The sequence below is a fragment of the Sporosarcina sp. P1 genome (assembly GCF_002743155.1).
In the GTDB taxonomy this organism is placed as follows: Bacteria; Bacillota; Bacilli; order Bacillales_A; family Planococcaceae; genus Sporosarcina; species Sporosarcina ureae_B.
On the sequence record NZ_PDYS01000001.1, the window covers coordinates 50819 to 67085 of the forward strand.

Consider the following 16267-nt stretch of genomic DNA (forward strand, 5'->3'; position numbering starts at 1 on the left):
AGGTGCCCCCCAATGGCAGTACCAAAGAGAAGAACTTCTAAAACGAAGAAAAATATGCGTCGAACTCATTTCAAAATTGAAGCGCCAGGTATGACTACTTGTAACAACTGTGGCGAAATGAAATTGGCACACCACGTTTGCAAATCATGCGGACACTACAAAGGAAAAGACGTTGTAGGCGAATAATTTAGATTCAACACAACGAATGAAAGACTACCTTGAGACCATGGCTCAAGGTAGTCTTTTTTGTTTTGCATAAAAATGGTATGCTAAGTGAAAAGGGGGAATTTTTTTGTCTTATTCTATAAAGGTTGATCAATCCATTGCGTATTTTACAATTAATCGTCCTGCTATGCGAAATGCGGTAAATTATGATGTCATGGAGGGGCTTGAATTCTTTCTAGATAAAATCGAAGATGACCCGGAAGTTTCCTTTGCTGTTATTAAGGGAGAAGGTGACTTGGCATTTTGTTCAGGCGGAGATCTTAGTGATTTTCACGGCTTTCAAACCGCAGAGGATGCTTTTCCGATGTTGAGCAGGGGGGCTAGTATTTTATATCGAATCGCTACTTTACCAATGCCTACGATAGCGCTTGTAAATGGAACGGCTGTGGGTGGAGGCTGTGAACTGGCAACGGCTTGTGATTACCGTTTGGTTGCATCGCATGCAAGAGCTGGATTCATTCAAGGTACGTTGGCGATCACGGCTGGTTGGGGCGGAGCTACATTGTTATTCGAGAAAAACGGCCCTCATGACCGTTTGCTGCAGTTTACAAGCGGCGCCAGCATTCATACATCTGCACAACTACTAGAGCTTGGCTGGGCGACTGAAGTGTATGAGGGGGATGCGAAGGCGGCTCTTGACCAATTTCTAGCTCCGCAGCTTAAAGTACATAGAAATGTACACCGTGCGTATAAATCCATCGCCACTAGGAAGTGGAGAGCTAGTGAGCTTGAACACGCCATGCAGGAAGAAGCTCGCGTTTGTTCCATCCTTTGGGAAAGTGATGCCCATCATGAAGCGGTACAAAGATTTTTAACGAAAAGCAAGTAAACTTTCAGTCCCGACAGGCATACACTGTCGGGACTGTTTAAGATTTACTTGTAAACGGTTTCATGAATAAGATACACTATCTATAAAGAAAATATTTTCAGCAAGTGTTAGCACTAAGTATATGAGGAGTGATGGTATGCAAGAAGTAAAAGCAACTATGGCAGGTACGATTTTTCAGATAGATGTAAAAGAAGGAGATATAGTGACGAAAGGACAAGTTGTTGTCATTTTGGAATCCATGAAGATGGAGATTCCGCTAGAGGCTGAAGTGGATGGAACGATAAGTAAGATTCACGGTGCTGAAGGTGATTTCGTAGATGAAGATGAAGTGTTAGTGACCATTCAATCGTAATAAAAGGAGGGAAGTTCCTTGACAAATGAATCAACTAAGACAGCGTATAATGAAAAACTTCAAGAAATTACTGCTCACGTTATGAAGGGTGGTGCAGAAAAATATCATGAAAAATTAGAAGAGCAAGGTAAGTTATTCGTCAGAGAACGATTGCGTCTTTTATTTGACGATGGTAAGTATGCAGAGGATGGAAAATTTGCGAACTGTGAAGCAAAAGATCTACCTGCAGATGGAGTGGTTACTGCCACCGGAAAAATCGACGGTCAAACAGTTTGTGTGATGGCTAACGACTCTACAGTTAAAGCGGGGTCGTGGGGTGCAAGAACGGTAGAGAAGATTATCCGTATTCAAGAAACGGCTGAAAAGCTTCGTGTACCGTTACTTTATTTAGTGGATTCTGCGGGTGCACGTATTACAGATCAGCTAGACATGTTCCCGAATCGTCGAGGAGCTGGTCGTATTTTCCATAACCAAGTGCGCTTATCGGGTGTCATTCCACAAGTTTGTCTTTTATTCGGGCCCTCTGCGGCAGGCGGTGCCTATATTCCAGCCTTCTGTGATATTGTCATTATGGTAGAAGGTAACGCCTCGATGTATTTAGGTTCACCAAGGATGGCTGAAAAAGTCATAGGTGAGAAAGTGACGCTGGAAGAAATGGGTGGCGCACGCATGCATTGTACGGTAAGTGGATGTGGGGACGTGCTAGTAAATACTGAAGAGCGAGCGATTGTAGAAGCACGTAGGTATCTATCCTACTTCCCTGCAAACTTTGAGGAGTCTACTAGAATAGTGGAATCCTGTGGGGTAAAAGAAGGTCGTTCGTTGGAAGAAATCATTCCCGAAAATCAAAACGCTCCATTTGATATGTATGAGGCGATCGATCAATTAGTGGATAATAATAGCTTATTCGAAATCAAGAAGTTATTTGCGGCGGAAGTCATCACTACACTTGGGCGTATTGATGGACGTCCTGTAGGAATTATTGCGAATCAGCCCAAAGTCAAGGGTGGTGTGCTGTTTGTGGATTCAGCGGATAAAGTAACGAAGTTCATTACATTATGTGATGCCTTCTCTATACCGTTGCTATTCCTTGCAGATGTGCCAGGGTTCATGATTGGAACGAAAGTGGAACGACAAGGAATTATCCGTCATGGAGCCAAGCTAATTATGGCGATGAGCTCCGCTACTGTACCGAAAATTTCAGTTGTCGTACGTAAAGCATACGGAGCAGGACTGTACGCAATGGCAGGTCCTGCATTCGAGCCGGATGTCTGTATTGCGTTGCCGACTGCACAAATTGCTGTAATGGGTCCGGAAGCAGCTGTTAATGCGGTGTACTCGAATAAAATCGAAGCCATTGCGGATCCGAAAGAGAGAATTGCATTTATTAAAGAGAAGCAGCAAGAGTATAAAGAAGAAATTGATATTTATAAAATGGCCTCGGAACTTATCATTGATGAAGTGGTCGCCCCTCATCATCTACGGTCAGTGCTTGCTGAAAGATTCGAATATTATAAAACGAAAAAAATTACGAATTCTTCGAGAAAACATCCTGTCTATCCTGTATAATAAAACGTACCAACAGAGACGCCTTCACTGGGTCTCTTTTTTAAGGAGGAAAACTATGCGATTTGTAGTGGTAGGAGCCGGATCCATTGGTTTATTAATCGGTTCCTATTTAGCTCAACACGAGGGAAACGTGACCTTTTGGGTAAGACGAGAGGAACAAGCAAAACGCTTACGTAGTGGTCTGGTAAGAGAACCAGGAAATTTTACATATGAAGTAGATTCAACAATACATATTGAAGAGTTGCCTAAAGACGCGCTATGGATTATTGCTGTGAAGTATGACGCGTTGCACATTGTATTATCCAAAATCAGTGCTATGTCCATACAACCGGATTTATTGTTCATTCAAAATGGAATTGGACATCTATCGCTGATTACGCAGTATCCACTTGGGCGTGTGTCATTCGCGACAGTCGAGCATGGTGCAACAAGAATAGATGATCGAACAGTTTCACATAACGGTATTGGACCTATTAACATGGTGGAAAATGACCAGATTGCTCCAATTATACAATGGATGCAAGAAATAGATCCACAGAACTTTCCCATTACTACGCAACAAAATGCAAAGCAGTTATTACTTCGTAAAGTACTGATCAATTGTGCGATCAACCCACTAACCGCATTGTTGGAAGTAAGGAATGGACTGTTATTAGAAAATCCTTATTTCCATTTGTTATTCCGCCAGTTGTGTAAAGAGTTACTCAGCAACTTTGAAGAATATGGCGATCTATTAAGCTATAATGATATAGAAGGGGTATGCCGTAAAACAGCCGATAATCACTCTTCTATGCTTGTGGATAGAATAAATGGACGGAATATGGAAATTGAAACTATTTTAACGGCAGTGTTGAAAGAAATTAATCAAAAAGGTGGCAGTGCTCCCTTTTTGCAAATGCTAGAGACTGCACTGCTTGGAATAAACAGGAGTGAATGTGGCGGATGTTGACGAATATACTTGGAGCGTTATTATTGTTCCCATTTATCATTTTAGTTGTATTAATTATTGTTGCAAAGAAAATAGGATTACCTAAGAAAAAGAGGATCGGATGGGCGGTAGATTGGACTACACCGTTTATGGTACTTACCGTTTTGATTTTGATTCGTGCAATTTGGGATGTTTGGCTTCCTATTTTGTTAATCGGAATTTTGTGTTTGATTGCCATCGGATTTGCAGTGATAGAACGTTCAAGGGAAAAAGAGTTTCGGACATCTTGGGTGTTACGCAGAACGTGGCGAGCGTATTTTCTACTCTTAACGGCAGCTTACTTTATACTGTTCATTACCGGAATTACAGTGCAGATCATCCGCTACGTGAACTAATGGGTACTCATAAGCGTATCTATTCAACCTGATCGGATGAGGTGATATACTTGCTGTAGTATAGTACATAAAGGGGTTTGTGAGATGGACTTGGACACAATGGAGTTGCCGAAAAAGAATAAATTGATGGAAGCGTATCGTCACGATCCACAATTTTTCCATAGATTTTTCGACTATGAAATGACACCTGCAGGGTATGAAGAAAGAGCAGAGGAACTACAGCGACGTTCTTTTCAGAGAGAGCAACTGGCTGCTGCGGTAGAAAGTTATATGAAGCCGTTTGGAATATCAGACTTGGCTGCTCAGTATATTCAAGAGCTTTCTCAAGACGCATTGGTAGTAATTGGTGGGCAACAAGCGGGAGTTTTGACAGGACCTTTATATTCTGTTCATAAAGCGATATCCGTGATTTTATTGGCACAAAAACAACGAAAGGAATTAGGTAAACCTGTAGTTCCTGTGTTTTGGATTGCTGGAGAAGATCACGATATTAACGAAATCAATCATACATATACTGCGAAGGCAGGAAAAGCGGTTAAGCGGCAGTTTAAACAGCCGACCATTTTAAAAGCGATGGCTTCAGACACGTATTATGATCAAAAAGAAATGACCGTGTATATTAAGAAGATATTTAAAAGTTATGGAGAGACGTCCTATACGCAAAAATTATTGCGTGATGTGCTACAAACTGTAGAGCAACAACAGAATTTCACAGGTTTCTTTACTTCATTGATGAATGACCTATTTACTGCGCATGGATTATTATTTATGGACGCAGCTTATAAGCCGTTGCGTCAATTGGAGTCGCCTTACTTTTCACAAATGATTGAAAATACGGAAGCGATGGCGAAAAGCATTTACTATGCAGAACAACAACTTCACACATATGGCTACGCAAAGCCAATTGAATCGGAAGAACAAGATGCCAATCTGTTTTATGTTCACGATACAGGCAGAGTACTACTCCGAAGAAAAGATGGCAAATTCGTTAATGAACAAGCGGGCGTGTCCTTTACAGAACAAGAAATGCATACTGTAGCGAAAAATAAGCCATGGTTGCTCAGTAACAACGTCGCTACGAGACCTATTATGCAAGATCTCGTATTCCCGGTATTGGCATTTGTCGGTGGACCTGGCGAAATTGCTTATTGGTCTTTATTGAAAGAGGCATTTCACATCATGGGAATCAATATGCCAGTAATCGTACCGCGACTTTCAATTACTTTGGTCAATAGACAAGTTCAAGAAGCCCTAAAGTTAACGGGGATTTCAATGACTCAAGTAATGAATGACGAACTACCGGAACAATTGGAAAAATGGCGAGAGCAACAGCGAGATGAGCAATTCGATCGTTTGTTGGCAGAAACGAAGAATCAATTGCAGATGCAGTACGAACAGTTACAGTCACATCTAAAAACAACAGATCCGGAACTAATACAATTGCTCAATAAAAACTTACAATTCCATACTAGTCAATTTGATTATTTACAGAAGAAAAAAGAACAGTCGATTTTGCTAAAGAACCATGTGCAATACGAGCGTTTTCACATTATTTCGGAACAGTTATTTCCGGAAGGTTCCTTGCAAGAGCGTCTCTACTCGCCATACTTTTACATGAATCAGTTCGGTGAAGGATTGATTGACGAGCTTCTGAAACAACCTTATACGTGTAATGGATCACATCAGTTAGTCTATTTATAAGAAACCACTTAAACCCGACATTCGTTCTATGAATGTCGGGTTTTGTTTTCATGTAAAAGATTAATTAGCCAATTATATAAGATGAATTAAAGAAATGGACGGTACCAACCGTTGCTTTCCGTTCCAGGCGGACGTTTTCCGAGGGGCGTGGCTTGAGCCAAGCGAACAGCGAAGGGTTCGCTTTGCCGTATTTCTGTGTACTTTGCAGAAATTAAGGCATCTGGCCGGGGTCTCAAGGCGCACGCTAATCCCCCAGGAGCCGCCTTGCACTCCAAGCAACTTAGTACTACTACGTAACAAATAATTTGTTCAACTTATATAGTTGTGGTAGGGATTGTCGCTTTAGAAGAGCCGCAATTCCGCGGGCTCGCGGAGAATGGATGTTCAAAAGAGTTGCTACTCTTACGTTTCACTTTTTGTGGATGTACGGAATCTAAAATTGCGTGTAGATAAGTTTAAATACAATGCAATCTCCCATACTAACGTCAGTGAATGATTTGTAATCAACTCACGCATTCTCTAGAGATAGAAAGCATCTCTAACTAGAGCTTCCAGCCTTCATACTCACTAGTAGATTCTCTAATTGGTATTGAAATTTTCTTAAAGGTAATGACTAGAGAAAATTGCGAAAAAAGTAGTTTTTTCGGGATATGGACGAGAATATAAATTAGAAAGAAGTACTATTGACACATTTTAAAAATTATGCGAAGAAAAATGGTGTAGTGGGTGGAGGAAAGTGGGGGGATGTGGTACATTATTTCATACAGTGGGGTGAATTATATGTTCATGGGTGAGTATCAGCATTCAATCGATATGAAAGGTCGACTGATCGTTCCTTCGAAATTTCGGGAGCAATTAGCAGAAGGCTTTATTTTAACCCGTGGACTGGATAATTGCTTGTTTGGATATCCACTGGATGAATGGCAAAAGCTTGAAGAAAAATTGAAAGCGTTGCCGGTTACAAAAAGAGATGCTCGGGCATTCACTCGTTTTTTCTTCTCAGGAGCAAGCGAAGCAAGTCTGGATAAGCAGGGGAGAGTAAATATACCCGCAAACTTACTGGAATTTGCGAAGATTGAAAAGGACTGTATGATTATCGGTGTATCCAGCCGGATTGAAATCTGGTCTACAGAACTATGGGAAGCGTATTACGAGGAATCTGAAGAATCATTCAATGACATTGCAGAAAACCTAATTGATTTTGAATTTTGAAAGCAGGCGGAATAACCATGTTTAACCACACAACAGTATTACTGCATGAAGCCGTCGAAGGCTTGAATGTAAAAGAAAATGGCATTTACGTGGATTGCACACTTGGTGGTGCAGGTCACAGTGAAGAAATTGTCAAACTTCTATCATCTGAAGGACAACTAATTTGCTTCGATCAAGATATGACAGCTATTGAAGCAGCGCAAAAAAAACTATCGAACTATACTGCACAAGTACACTTCGTCCATGCAAACTTTAAAGACTTGAAAAATGAATTGGCGAAAATAGGAATCTCTCATGTAGATGGGATTTTATATGACCTTGGAGTTTCTTCTCCACAATTGGATACACCCGAGCGAGGCTTCAGTTACCATCATGATGCACCGTTGGACATGCGTATGGATACTTCTGCGCCATTAACGGCTTATGATGTAGTCAATGAATGGTCGTATTCAGATTTAGTGAGGATATTCTTCCGTTATGGTGAAGAGAAGTTCTCGAAGCAAATCGTTCGTAAAATTGAAGAAGCACGCGCAGATGCGCCTATACGTACAACAGGTGAACTAGCTGAACTTATTAAAATGGGCATTCCAGCAGCTGCCAGAAGAACCGGAGGCCATCCTGCGAAACGTGTTTTCCAAGCTATACGAATTGCGGTAAATGATGAGCTAGGAGCGGCTGAGCAATCTTTAACTGATGCCCTCACGTTATTGCGTGGAGATGGTCGGATCAGCGTAATTACCTTCCATTCACTGGAAGATCGCTTATGTAAAACTATTTTTAAGGAAGCTTCTTCCATGCCGGAGTTGCCGCCAAACTTACCTATTATACCTGAGGGCATGGATCCGGATTTCCGTCTTATAACACGAAAGCCGATCATCCCTACAGATGAAGAAATAGAGCATAATAAACGTGCCAGATCAGCAAAGTTACGAATTATAGAGAGAAAATAGAAAAGGGGAATCGAGCCAAATGGGACTAGAACAACGGAACTTAAATACGTCACAGACACCGGAGATAGGACAGCATATTGATCAAAATCAGCCACAGGTTGTCCGCCGTGTAAAAAAACGTTTTTCTAAAGGCGAAAAGATATTGTTCACTTTATTTGCGGCATTTACAATTGGATCTTCTTCAATGCTTTTACAGACACATTCAGATATAAACGCTGTAAATAAAGAAGTGCAGTTGATGAACTCTGAAATTGAAGATACTGCAAAACAAAATAATGAATTGTCCATTCAAGTGAGTGACAAATCCACGTACGAACGTATTTGGAAAAAAGCACAAGAGAGTGGTTTGAACCTTAACGAAAGTAACGTAAAGGTTGTACCAGGACGATGAAGAAGTTTCGCTTTCAATGGGGAGCCTTTCTAATGTTAGTAGTATTCGGAGGGCTCTTTTTCATATTATTCGGCAGAATTCTTTTTATTCAGATGACAGGCCAAGTAGATGGTAAAGAGTTAGCGAAAATCGCCTCGAACCAATATGAAAAAAATGCCGTCTTACAAGCTAGTCGTGGATCTATTATTGATCGAAACGACGAGCCGATTGCGTCAGATACATTGAGTTACCATGTGGTTGCTGTAGTGAACGAAGCTGCAAGTAAAAACAGCAAAAAAAAATATCACGTAACCAATTATAAAGAGACGGCGAAAGTACTGGCCAAGTATTTACCGCTAAAAGAACGTGAAATTTACGATAAAATGGAAAATGCTAGAGAGGGCGCATGGCAAATTGAGTTTGGTCGCGCGGGCAAAGATTTGAATCGTGAAACGGTATTGAAAATGAAGGAAGAACTCGATAGAAAAGGTTTATCGGGTATTTTGTTTGTAGAAGGTAAAAAACGATTCTATCCTAACGGTCGATTCGCTTCTTACTTAGTGGGCTTCGCCCAAAAAGAAGAATTGGAAAATAATCTAACTGTCACCAAAGGCAAGATGGGGCTTGAAAAAACATATAACGAGCAACTAACAGGTGTTGATGGAAAAGTAAATTATCAATCAGATGGTTGGGGATATTTATTGCCGACGGCTAGCAAACAAATTGAGGAACCCAAAGATGGCCAGACGATTAAGCTTACATTGGACAAGACGATCAGTAACTTCGTAGAAGAAGCGATGGATCAAGTAGAAGAAGAATATTCTCCTAAGAAAATGCTTGTGCTTGTGTCTAATCCTAAAACGGGTGAAATTTTGGCAATGAGTCAGCGACCGACGTTTAACCCGATGACGCGAGAAGGGTTAACAGAAAACTGGTTAAATGATGCAGTTGAGCAGACGATTGAGCCAGGTTCTCCTATGAAGATGTTCACATTGGCCGCGGCAGTGGAAGAAGGTAAATGGGCACCGGACGATTACTTCAAATCTGGATCTTATCGAATCTACGACCGGGTGATTCGTGATGTTAACGTGAATGGCTGGGGCACCATTTCTTTTATGGAAGGTTTGCAACGTTCCTCTAACGTGGGAATGGCATACTTACTGGAAAGAATTGGCGACAAGAAATTCATTGAATATGTTCATAAATTTGGTTTCGGCAAGAAAACTGGAATCGATTTACCAAATGAAGCACCGGGAGTAGTATTGGATAATTATCCGGCTGAACGACTGACGACTTCTTATGGGCAAGGTTCTACAGTGACGCCATTACAGATGATACAGGCTGCTTCTGCTATTGCAAATAACGGTGTCATGATGAAACCATATGTAATTGATCAAATCATTGATCCGAATACGAAAGAAGTGCTGGAGAACCATGAACCTGAAGAAAATGGAACGCCGATTTCCGCAGCAACAGCCAAAGAAGTGCGTGAAATCCTTGCGACAACAGTGACTTCAGAACATGGTACTGCACAAAAGTATCATTTGGAAAACTACGCAGTAGGCGGTAAAACAGGTACAGCCGAACTTCCTAAAACAGATGGAAAAGGTTATATGTCTGGCTATGGGAACTACTTATACTCGTTCCTTGGAATGGCACCGATTGATGATCCGCAGCTTCTGATTTATGTAACTGTTCAGCAACCTGAATTAAAAGCAGGTGAATTAGGTTCTGACCCTGTATCAAAAGTGTTTAATCCGATTATGGAAAACAGCTTGAAATATTTGAACATTGCTCCTGATGATGAACAAGTGATTCCTGTAAAAGAAGTTGGGGACTATGAAGGAGAAGATGCAGAAACGGCAGCTTCTTTGGCAGTCGAGGATGGCTTCCAAACCGTACTAATCGGAGAAGGTGGCAAAGTAACTAAACAAATACCAAAAGCTGACACGAAATTACCGGAGGACGCGATTGTGTTGTTGGAAACAAAAGGGGATACGACATTCCCAGACATGACAGGTTGGTCTAAAAAAATGGTACTTTCCTTTATGAACCTTTCAAAGTTGGACATTCGAATCAACGGAGAAGGTTATGTTGTGGGACAAAGCGTAACGGAAGGAACGTCAGTAAACAAAAAAGATCCGATCGTCGTTGAACTTCGGACGCCTGAGCAGCAGTATAATAAAAAGAAAAGTAATGAAGATAAGGAAGAGAACGAAGAGGAGCAAATCATGGGCGGCTAATGTATAGCGCACGATTTCACAGCATACCTTAATAGAAAAAAAGGTAGTGAGTCATTGCGTTCATTTATTGATATGCAGTCCAAAAAACGTTTACGTGCAGCTTTCTTATGCTTTCTTATTTGCCTACTACTTGTTATAGGTAAACTATTTCATGTCCAAATCGTCAAGCATGAATGGCTTAAAGAAAAAGCAGAAGAAAATTGGGATATTGAAATTCCTTTTGGTGCCATGCGTGGAAATATTACCGACCGAAGTGGTAAGTTAATTGTTGGTAATAAACTAGCACCCACGTTGTATTTCATGCCAGCTCAAAATCCTGACATTTCCAGCGATATACCAGCAATTGCAAAAATCCTTAACATGCCGCCAGAAGCGTTGGAAGAAAAACTGAAGAAAAAAACATATATGGTGAAATTAGCTCCGGAAGGAAAAAACATCACGAAAGAGCAGGGCGATGAAATTACTAAACTACAAGTAGCGGGTTTGTATGTAGGTGTAGATTTCGTTCGCCATTATCCATATGATGATCTATTAGCACGTTTGATCGGTTTTACTGGCTATGATGGCAACGGCTTGGCGGGTATTGAGTATGCGTATGATGAAATTCTGAATGGAACAGGGGACAAAGTACGACTGTTCACGGATGCCAAAGGAATTGCATTGCCCCATGTAGAGGATAGTTTCGAACATGGAAAAGACGGTTCGACGTTGGAACTGACTATCGATTTGAAGATGCACCAAATTGTGGAACGCGAACTGATCCAAGCAATGGAGAAGTATGATGCAACACAGGCACTGGCAATCATAATGAATCCGAAAACAGGAGAATTATTGTCACTGGCATCCGTACCTGGTTTTGATCCACGGGAATACCAATCAGCGGATTCCACTATCTATAACCGGAATTTGCCTGTATGGATGACATACGAGCCTGGTTCCACATTCAAGATTCTTACATTGGCGGCAAGTTTGGAAGAAGACGTCATCGATTTGGAGAATGAAAATTTTTATGACCCTGGTTATAAAGTCGTTGCAAACGCCAGATTACGGTGTTGGAAACGGGAAGGGCATAAAGATCAAACATTTTTGGAAGTTGTAGAAAACTCATGTAACCCTGGTTTCATTACGATGGGTCAGCGACTCGGTAGCGAAAAATTAGATCGCTATATTCGTGAATTCGGCTTTGGTAGCTCGACAGAATCAGGCATTGCTGGAGAATCAAAAGGTATTTTGTTTTCTGAAGAAGCATTTGGACCAGTAGAACAGGCAACCACTTCGTTCGGGCAAGGAATCTCTGTTACACCAATCCAACAAGTGCAAGCAGTTGCCGCAGCTATTAATGGCGGTAAACTTTATAAGCCTTATATCGTCAAATCGATAAAGGACTCTGAAGGTAAGACGTTAAAAGAATTCGAACCTGAATTGAAAAGACAAGTAATCAGCGAAGAAACATCAGCCGAAGTACGGCACGCGCTTGAATCTGTGGTGGCAAATGGATCGGGGCGTAATGCATTTGCAGATGGACTTCGTATCGGTGGTAAAACAGGGACGGCACAGAAAGTGGAGAATGGTCGCTATAAAGATGGTGATTATATCGTCTCCTTCATCGGCTTCGCGCCTGCAGATGATCCAGAACTACTCGTATATCTAGCTATCGATAGTCCGAAGAACTCCATTCAATTCGGAGGAGTCATCGCTGCACCAATTGTCGGACGGATTATTGAAGAAATTGCCCCGATTGCTAACATTGAAAGAAGAAAAGAACAGTTGGAAAAAGAATACCGATGGGGAGACGCGATCACATTCCGTTCACCCGATTTACTTGGAATGAATGAAAAAGAATTACTGTCACAAAATTACACGTTCAAAGTTAAGTGGCATGGAAAAGGCAAGAAAGTCATTCGACAGTTGCCTGCTCCCCATACTTTGATGACCGTGGAAGACACGATTCATTTGTACACAGAATAAGCAGTGCTTCACTGACACGCAATTGATAGTAGAAGGAGAACTTACCATGACACTCGGCACCACAGTCACGATAATCGCTGTCGCATTTTTCGTATCAGCGATTATCGGGGTGATCATCATCCCATTACTTAGAAGGTTGAAATTTGGTCAAAGCATACGGGAAGAGGGCCCGCAAGCGCATTTGAAGAAAGCGGGAACGCCTACGATGGGCGGGCTCATCTTCCTTCTTTCCATATTAATTTCAACACTCACTTTATCTTACATAAACGACACATTAACTACTCATACGATTGTGCTATTAATCGTGCTGGTTGGTTTCGGAATCATCGGCTTCCTAGATGACTTTATTATCATCGTAGCGAAGCGCAACTTAGGGTTGACATCACTTCAGAAATTAATCGGGCAGATCATTATTGCAATTGTTGCCTTTTTCTTACTGAAACTCGGACCATTCGAAACGACCGTAATGATTCCTTTCACAGAAATGGGAATAGATCTAGGTGTATTTTATGTGGCATTTTTAGTCTTTTGGCTCGTTGGCTTTTCAAACGCAGTCAACTTAACGGATGGATTGGACGGACTAGTTGGCGGTACATCAACTATCGCATTCTCGGCATTTGGTGTATTTGCTTTAGCATATGAGCAAAACGATATCGCGTTATTCGCATTTGTAGTAGCAGGTGCAATGCTTGGTTTTTTACTATTCAATATCAAACCAGCAAAAGTATTTATGGGAGACACAGGTTCATTGGCATTAGGTGGCGCGCTAGCTATGATTTCAGTATTGATCAAGCAGGAATTATTGTTATTGATCATCGGAATTGTATTTGTAGTAGAAACCCTTTCTGTCATCATTCAAGTCATCAGTTTTAAAATGACTGGAAAACGTGTCTTCAAAATGAGCCCTATTCATCATCACTTTGAATTATCGGGCTGGTCTGAATGGAAAGTAGTGATTGTGTTCTGGGGTGTGGCATTGCTTGCCGCCCTCGTACCGGTCTTCTTGGAGGTCATGTAGATGAAGAATACTGAACAATTCATAGGTAAAAAAATACTCGTAGTCGGTCTTGCGAAGAGTGGAGTGGCAGCAGCAGGTTTGCTTCAGCGTCTGGGCGCTGAAGTTGTAGTCAATGATTCCAAACCGCTAGAAGGCAATGAAGAGGCAGTGGAACTTCAAACACAAGGAATCGAAGTCATTGGTGGGGGACACCCAAATGATTTGCTGGATCAAAATTTCGACTTCATCGTGAAAAATCCGGGGATTCCTTATAGCAATTCATTGATAGCTAGTGCTGTTGAGCAAAATATCCCAATTTGGACCGAAGTGGAATTAGCAGGTATTCTCAGTGAAGCACCGATTATTGCCATTACAGGTTCAAACGGTAAAACAACAACCACAACATTGCTTTATCACATGCTCAATATGGCCAATAAAAAACCGTTGATTGCCGGCAATATTGGAACGGTTTCTTGTACAGTGGCGGAAAAAGCTCATGCGAATGAAGTGATTGTGCTTGAGGCTTCTTCATTCCAATTGGCTGGAACAGAAAGTTTTGTCCCGCGAATTGCAATTTTTACGAATTTATACGAAGCGCATTTGGACTATCATGGATCGATGCAAGAGTATCTGGATGCAAAGTTGCAAGTGGCACGCAATCAAACTTCAGAAGAATACTTGATTTTTAATGCTGATCAAAAGTTAATTAATGAGGCAGTAGAATCATTTAAATCTCAAAAAGTTCCTTTCACAGCACTAGGAAAAGCCGATGAGGGTATCTCAGCAGATGAGGAATGGATTTATTGGTTAGGCGAACCTTTCATAGAAATTAAGCATATAAAATTACCGGGTCGCCATAATTTAGAGAATATCTTATCAGCGACAGCAGCAGCCATATTGTCAGGGTGTGAAAAAACAGCGATAGAAAATGTCTTAAGTTCTTTCACTGGTGTTCGTCACCGAATGCAATTTGTTCGCGAAGTAAAAAGTCGTACCATATACAATGATTCAAAAGCGACAAATACATTAGCGACAAAAAGTGCACTTTCCTCATTTAAGATGCCAATTATTTTGATTGCAGGTGGACTTGACAGAGGCCATTCATTTGAAGAATTACGCCCTTATATGAAAAATGTCCGTGCTGTCGTGACGATAGGGGAGACAGCAGAGCGTTTTGCAGAGTTTGCGAAGTCTTGTGGTGTAACAGAGACAATCCAAGCATCGACTATGCAGGAAGCCGTCCAGAAGGCATATGCGTGTAGCTGTGAAGACGATGTGATTTTATTGTCACCGAGCTGTGCAAGTTGGGATCAATACGAGAGCTTTGAAATTCGTGGAGATCAATTTATTGATGCAGTCATGAAGTTGTAAATTCGTTGTAATAGTTAGAGAGTAAAGTGAGGGAATGATCGATTAATTTGAGGAAGGATGCGAACGCTGGAAAGAACCTACCGAATAATCTTTTTGACAACCGCCCTATTATTGTCGCTGATTGGATTAGTATTTGTGCAATCGGCAGGATCTTATTGGGGAGAAGTACATTATCAAGATTCTTCTCCATTTATCGTCAAGCAAGGCATCTATATGATGATTTCCTTGGCTGTCGCTTATGTGCTGGTCAAAAGTCCGTTAACATCCCATCCTAAATTTTGGACCTATTGTTATATCGCTTCAATTTTAATGTTGGTAGCAGTATTGATACCGGGTATTGGAGCGGTGCGAAATGGTTCTCAAAGCTGGATCGCGTTTGGCCCCATTAGTTTGCAACCGGCGGAATTCGTTAAGGTGGCTTTGCTTGGAAAATTAGCAAGCGGTATGAAGAAACATAAAGAAAAGTCCTGGCAGTGGCAACACTTTGCATGGATTTTATTACCCGCAACTTTGATCATGTTGCAACCTGACCTCGGCTCTGCCGTCATCATGATAGTATCTGCTTTTGTCATTCTTTTCTTGGCAGGCTATCCATTGTCATTCTTTATCTTTCTTTTCGTCTCAGGACTCGGTGCTTTTATCGCACTCATTCTAGCTGCACCGTACCGTTTGGATCGAATTAAATCCTATATTGATCCGTGGAACGATCCTCTCGGTACGGGGTTCCAAAGTATTCAATCCTTATTCGCAATTGCCCCTGGTGGATTATTCGGTCATGGCTTTGGGAATAGTCGTCAAAAGTTTTTGTACTTGCCTGAACCTCAAAATGACTTTATCTTTTCGATTATAGCAGAAGAAATAGGCTTTATCGGTGCAGCGTCTATCGTATTGCTGTTTATCTTGTTATTCGCTTCTGCATTCGGCATAGCGATTCGGCTGAACAACTGGAATTCGTTTTTAATTGTCACCGGTATGGTGTCCATGATCACTTTCCAAACGTTTTTAAATATGGGAGTCGTATCAGGTTTGCTGCCTGTGACAGGGGTGACGTTGCCTTTCATAAGTTATGGAGGATCCTCGCTGTTGACCACTTGGCTTGCTGTTGGAACAATTTTACACTACTCTGCGAATAAAAGGGCAGGATGAAGGGAGAACAG

15 protein-coding genes are annotated in these 16267 nt (G+C 41.4%); all 15 read left to right on the top strand.

The genetic code is table 11. The features are described from left to right. Positions 1–12 precede the first annotated feature (12 nt). The 15 genes from rpmF (at position 13) to ftsW (ending at position 16256) form a co-directional block, all read left to right on the top strand. Positions 13–186: a 50S ribosomal protein L32 gene (gene rpmF, locus CSV73_RS00275; protein WP_085133152.1), complete on the top strand. Its 174-nt coding sequence runs from the start codon at positions 13–15 to the stop codon at positions 184–186. 106 nt (positions 187–292) lie between these two features. Then, the gene (locus CSV73_RS00280; RefSeq protein WP_085133153.1) at positions 293–1054 is read left to right on the top strand and encodes an enoyl-CoA hydratase/isomerase family protein; all 762 of its coding nucleotides are present in this window, start codon (positions 293–295) and stop codon (positions 1052–1054) included. A gap of 136 nt (positions 1055–1190) precedes the next feature. Then, positions 1191–1406: an acyl-CoA carboxylase biotin carboxyl carrier protein subunit gene (locus CSV73_RS00285; RefSeq protein WP_085133154.1), complete on the top strand. Its 216-nt coding sequence runs from the start codon at positions 1191–1193 to the stop codon at positions 1404–1406. A gap of 81 nt (positions 1407–1487) precedes the next feature. Further along, positions 1488–2975 (top strand): acyl-CoA carboxylase subunit beta, encoded by a 1488-nt coding sequence (locus CSV73_RS00290; RefSeq protein ID WP_099626569.1) that lies wholly within the window; start codon positions 1488–1490, stop codon positions 2973–2975. Positions 2976–3030: 55 nt separating this feature from the next. Next, positions 3031–3924 carry a ketopantoate reductase family protein gene (locus CSV73_RS00295; RefSeq protein WP_158232255.1) on the top strand — a complete coding sequence of 298 codons (894 nt, stop codon included), beginning with the start codon at positions 3031–3033 and terminating at the stop codon, positions 3922–3924. Then, the gene (locus tag CSV73_RS00300; protein ID WP_158232256.1) at positions 3918–4298 is read left to right on the top strand and encodes a DUF3397 family protein; all 381 of its coding nucleotides are present in this window, start codon (positions 3918–3920) and stop codon (positions 4296–4298) included. The genes CSV73_RS00295 and CSV73_RS00300 overlap by 7 nt, the downstream gene beginning before the upstream one ends. A gap of 84 nt (positions 4299–4382) precedes the next feature. Beyond that, positions 4383–5999 (top strand): bacillithiol biosynthesis cysteine-adding enzyme BshC, encoded by a 1617-nt coding sequence (gene bshC, locus CSV73_RS00305; RefSeq protein WP_085133157.1) that lies wholly within the window; start codon positions 4383–4385, stop codon positions 5997–5999. A gap of 780 nt (positions 6000–6779) precedes the next feature. After that, positions 6780–7211 (top strand): division/cell wall cluster transcriptional repressor MraZ, encoded by a 432-nt coding sequence (mraZ, locus tag CSV73_RS00310; protein WP_085133664.1) that lies wholly within the window; start codon positions 6780–6782, stop codon positions 7209–7211. 17 nt (positions 7212–7228) lie between these two features. Continuing rightward, complete coding sequence (gene rsmH, locus CSV73_RS00315; protein ID WP_085133158.1) at positions 7229–8161, top strand: 16S rRNA (cytosine(1402)-N(4))-methyltransferase RsmH; 933 nt, start codon at positions 7229–7231, stop codon at positions 8159–8161. A 19-nt stretch (positions 8162–8180) separates the two neighbouring features. Then, entirely contained in the window at positions 8181–8552 is a 372-nt protein-coding gene (gene ftsL / locus CSV73_RS00320; protein WP_085133159.1) for a cell division protein FtsL, read from the top strand. 32 nt (positions 8553–8584) lie between these two features. Continuing rightward, positions 8585–10774 carry a penicillin-binding protein gene (locus tag CSV73_RS00325; RefSeq protein ID WP_232319165.1) on the top strand — a complete coding sequence of 730 codons (2190 nt, stop codon included), beginning with the start codon at positions 8585–8587 and terminating at the stop codon, positions 10772–10774. Positions 10775–10846: 72 nt separating this feature from the next. Then, positions 10847–12742, top strand: coding sequence for a penicillin-binding transpeptidase domain-containing protein (locus tag CSV73_RS00330; RefSeq protein ID WP_099626570.1), 1896 nt, complete (start codon positions 10847–10849; stop codon positions 12740–12742). 46 nt (positions 12743–12788) lie between these two features. Next, positions 12789–13760, top strand: a complete 972-nt coding sequence (gene mraY / locus CSV73_RS00335) for a phospho-N-acetylmuramoyl-pentapeptide-transferase (RefSeq protein ID WP_085133161.1) — start codon at positions 12789–12791, stop codon at positions 13758–13760. Next, on the top strand, positions 13761–15110 hold the full coding sequence (murD, locus tag CSV73_RS00340; RefSeq protein ID WP_099626330.1) for a UDP-N-acetylmuramoyl-L-alanine--D-glutamate ligase: 1350 nt from the start codon (positions 13761–13763) through the stop codon (positions 15108–15110). Positions 15111–15167: 57 nt separating this feature from the next. After that, positions 15168–16256, top strand: a complete 1089-nt coding sequence (gene ftsW, locus CSV73_RS00345; RefSeq protein WP_085133163.1) for a putative lipid II flippase FtsW — start codon at positions 15168–15170, stop codon at positions 16254–16256. The last annotated feature ends 11 nt before the right edge of the window (positions 16257–16267 follow it).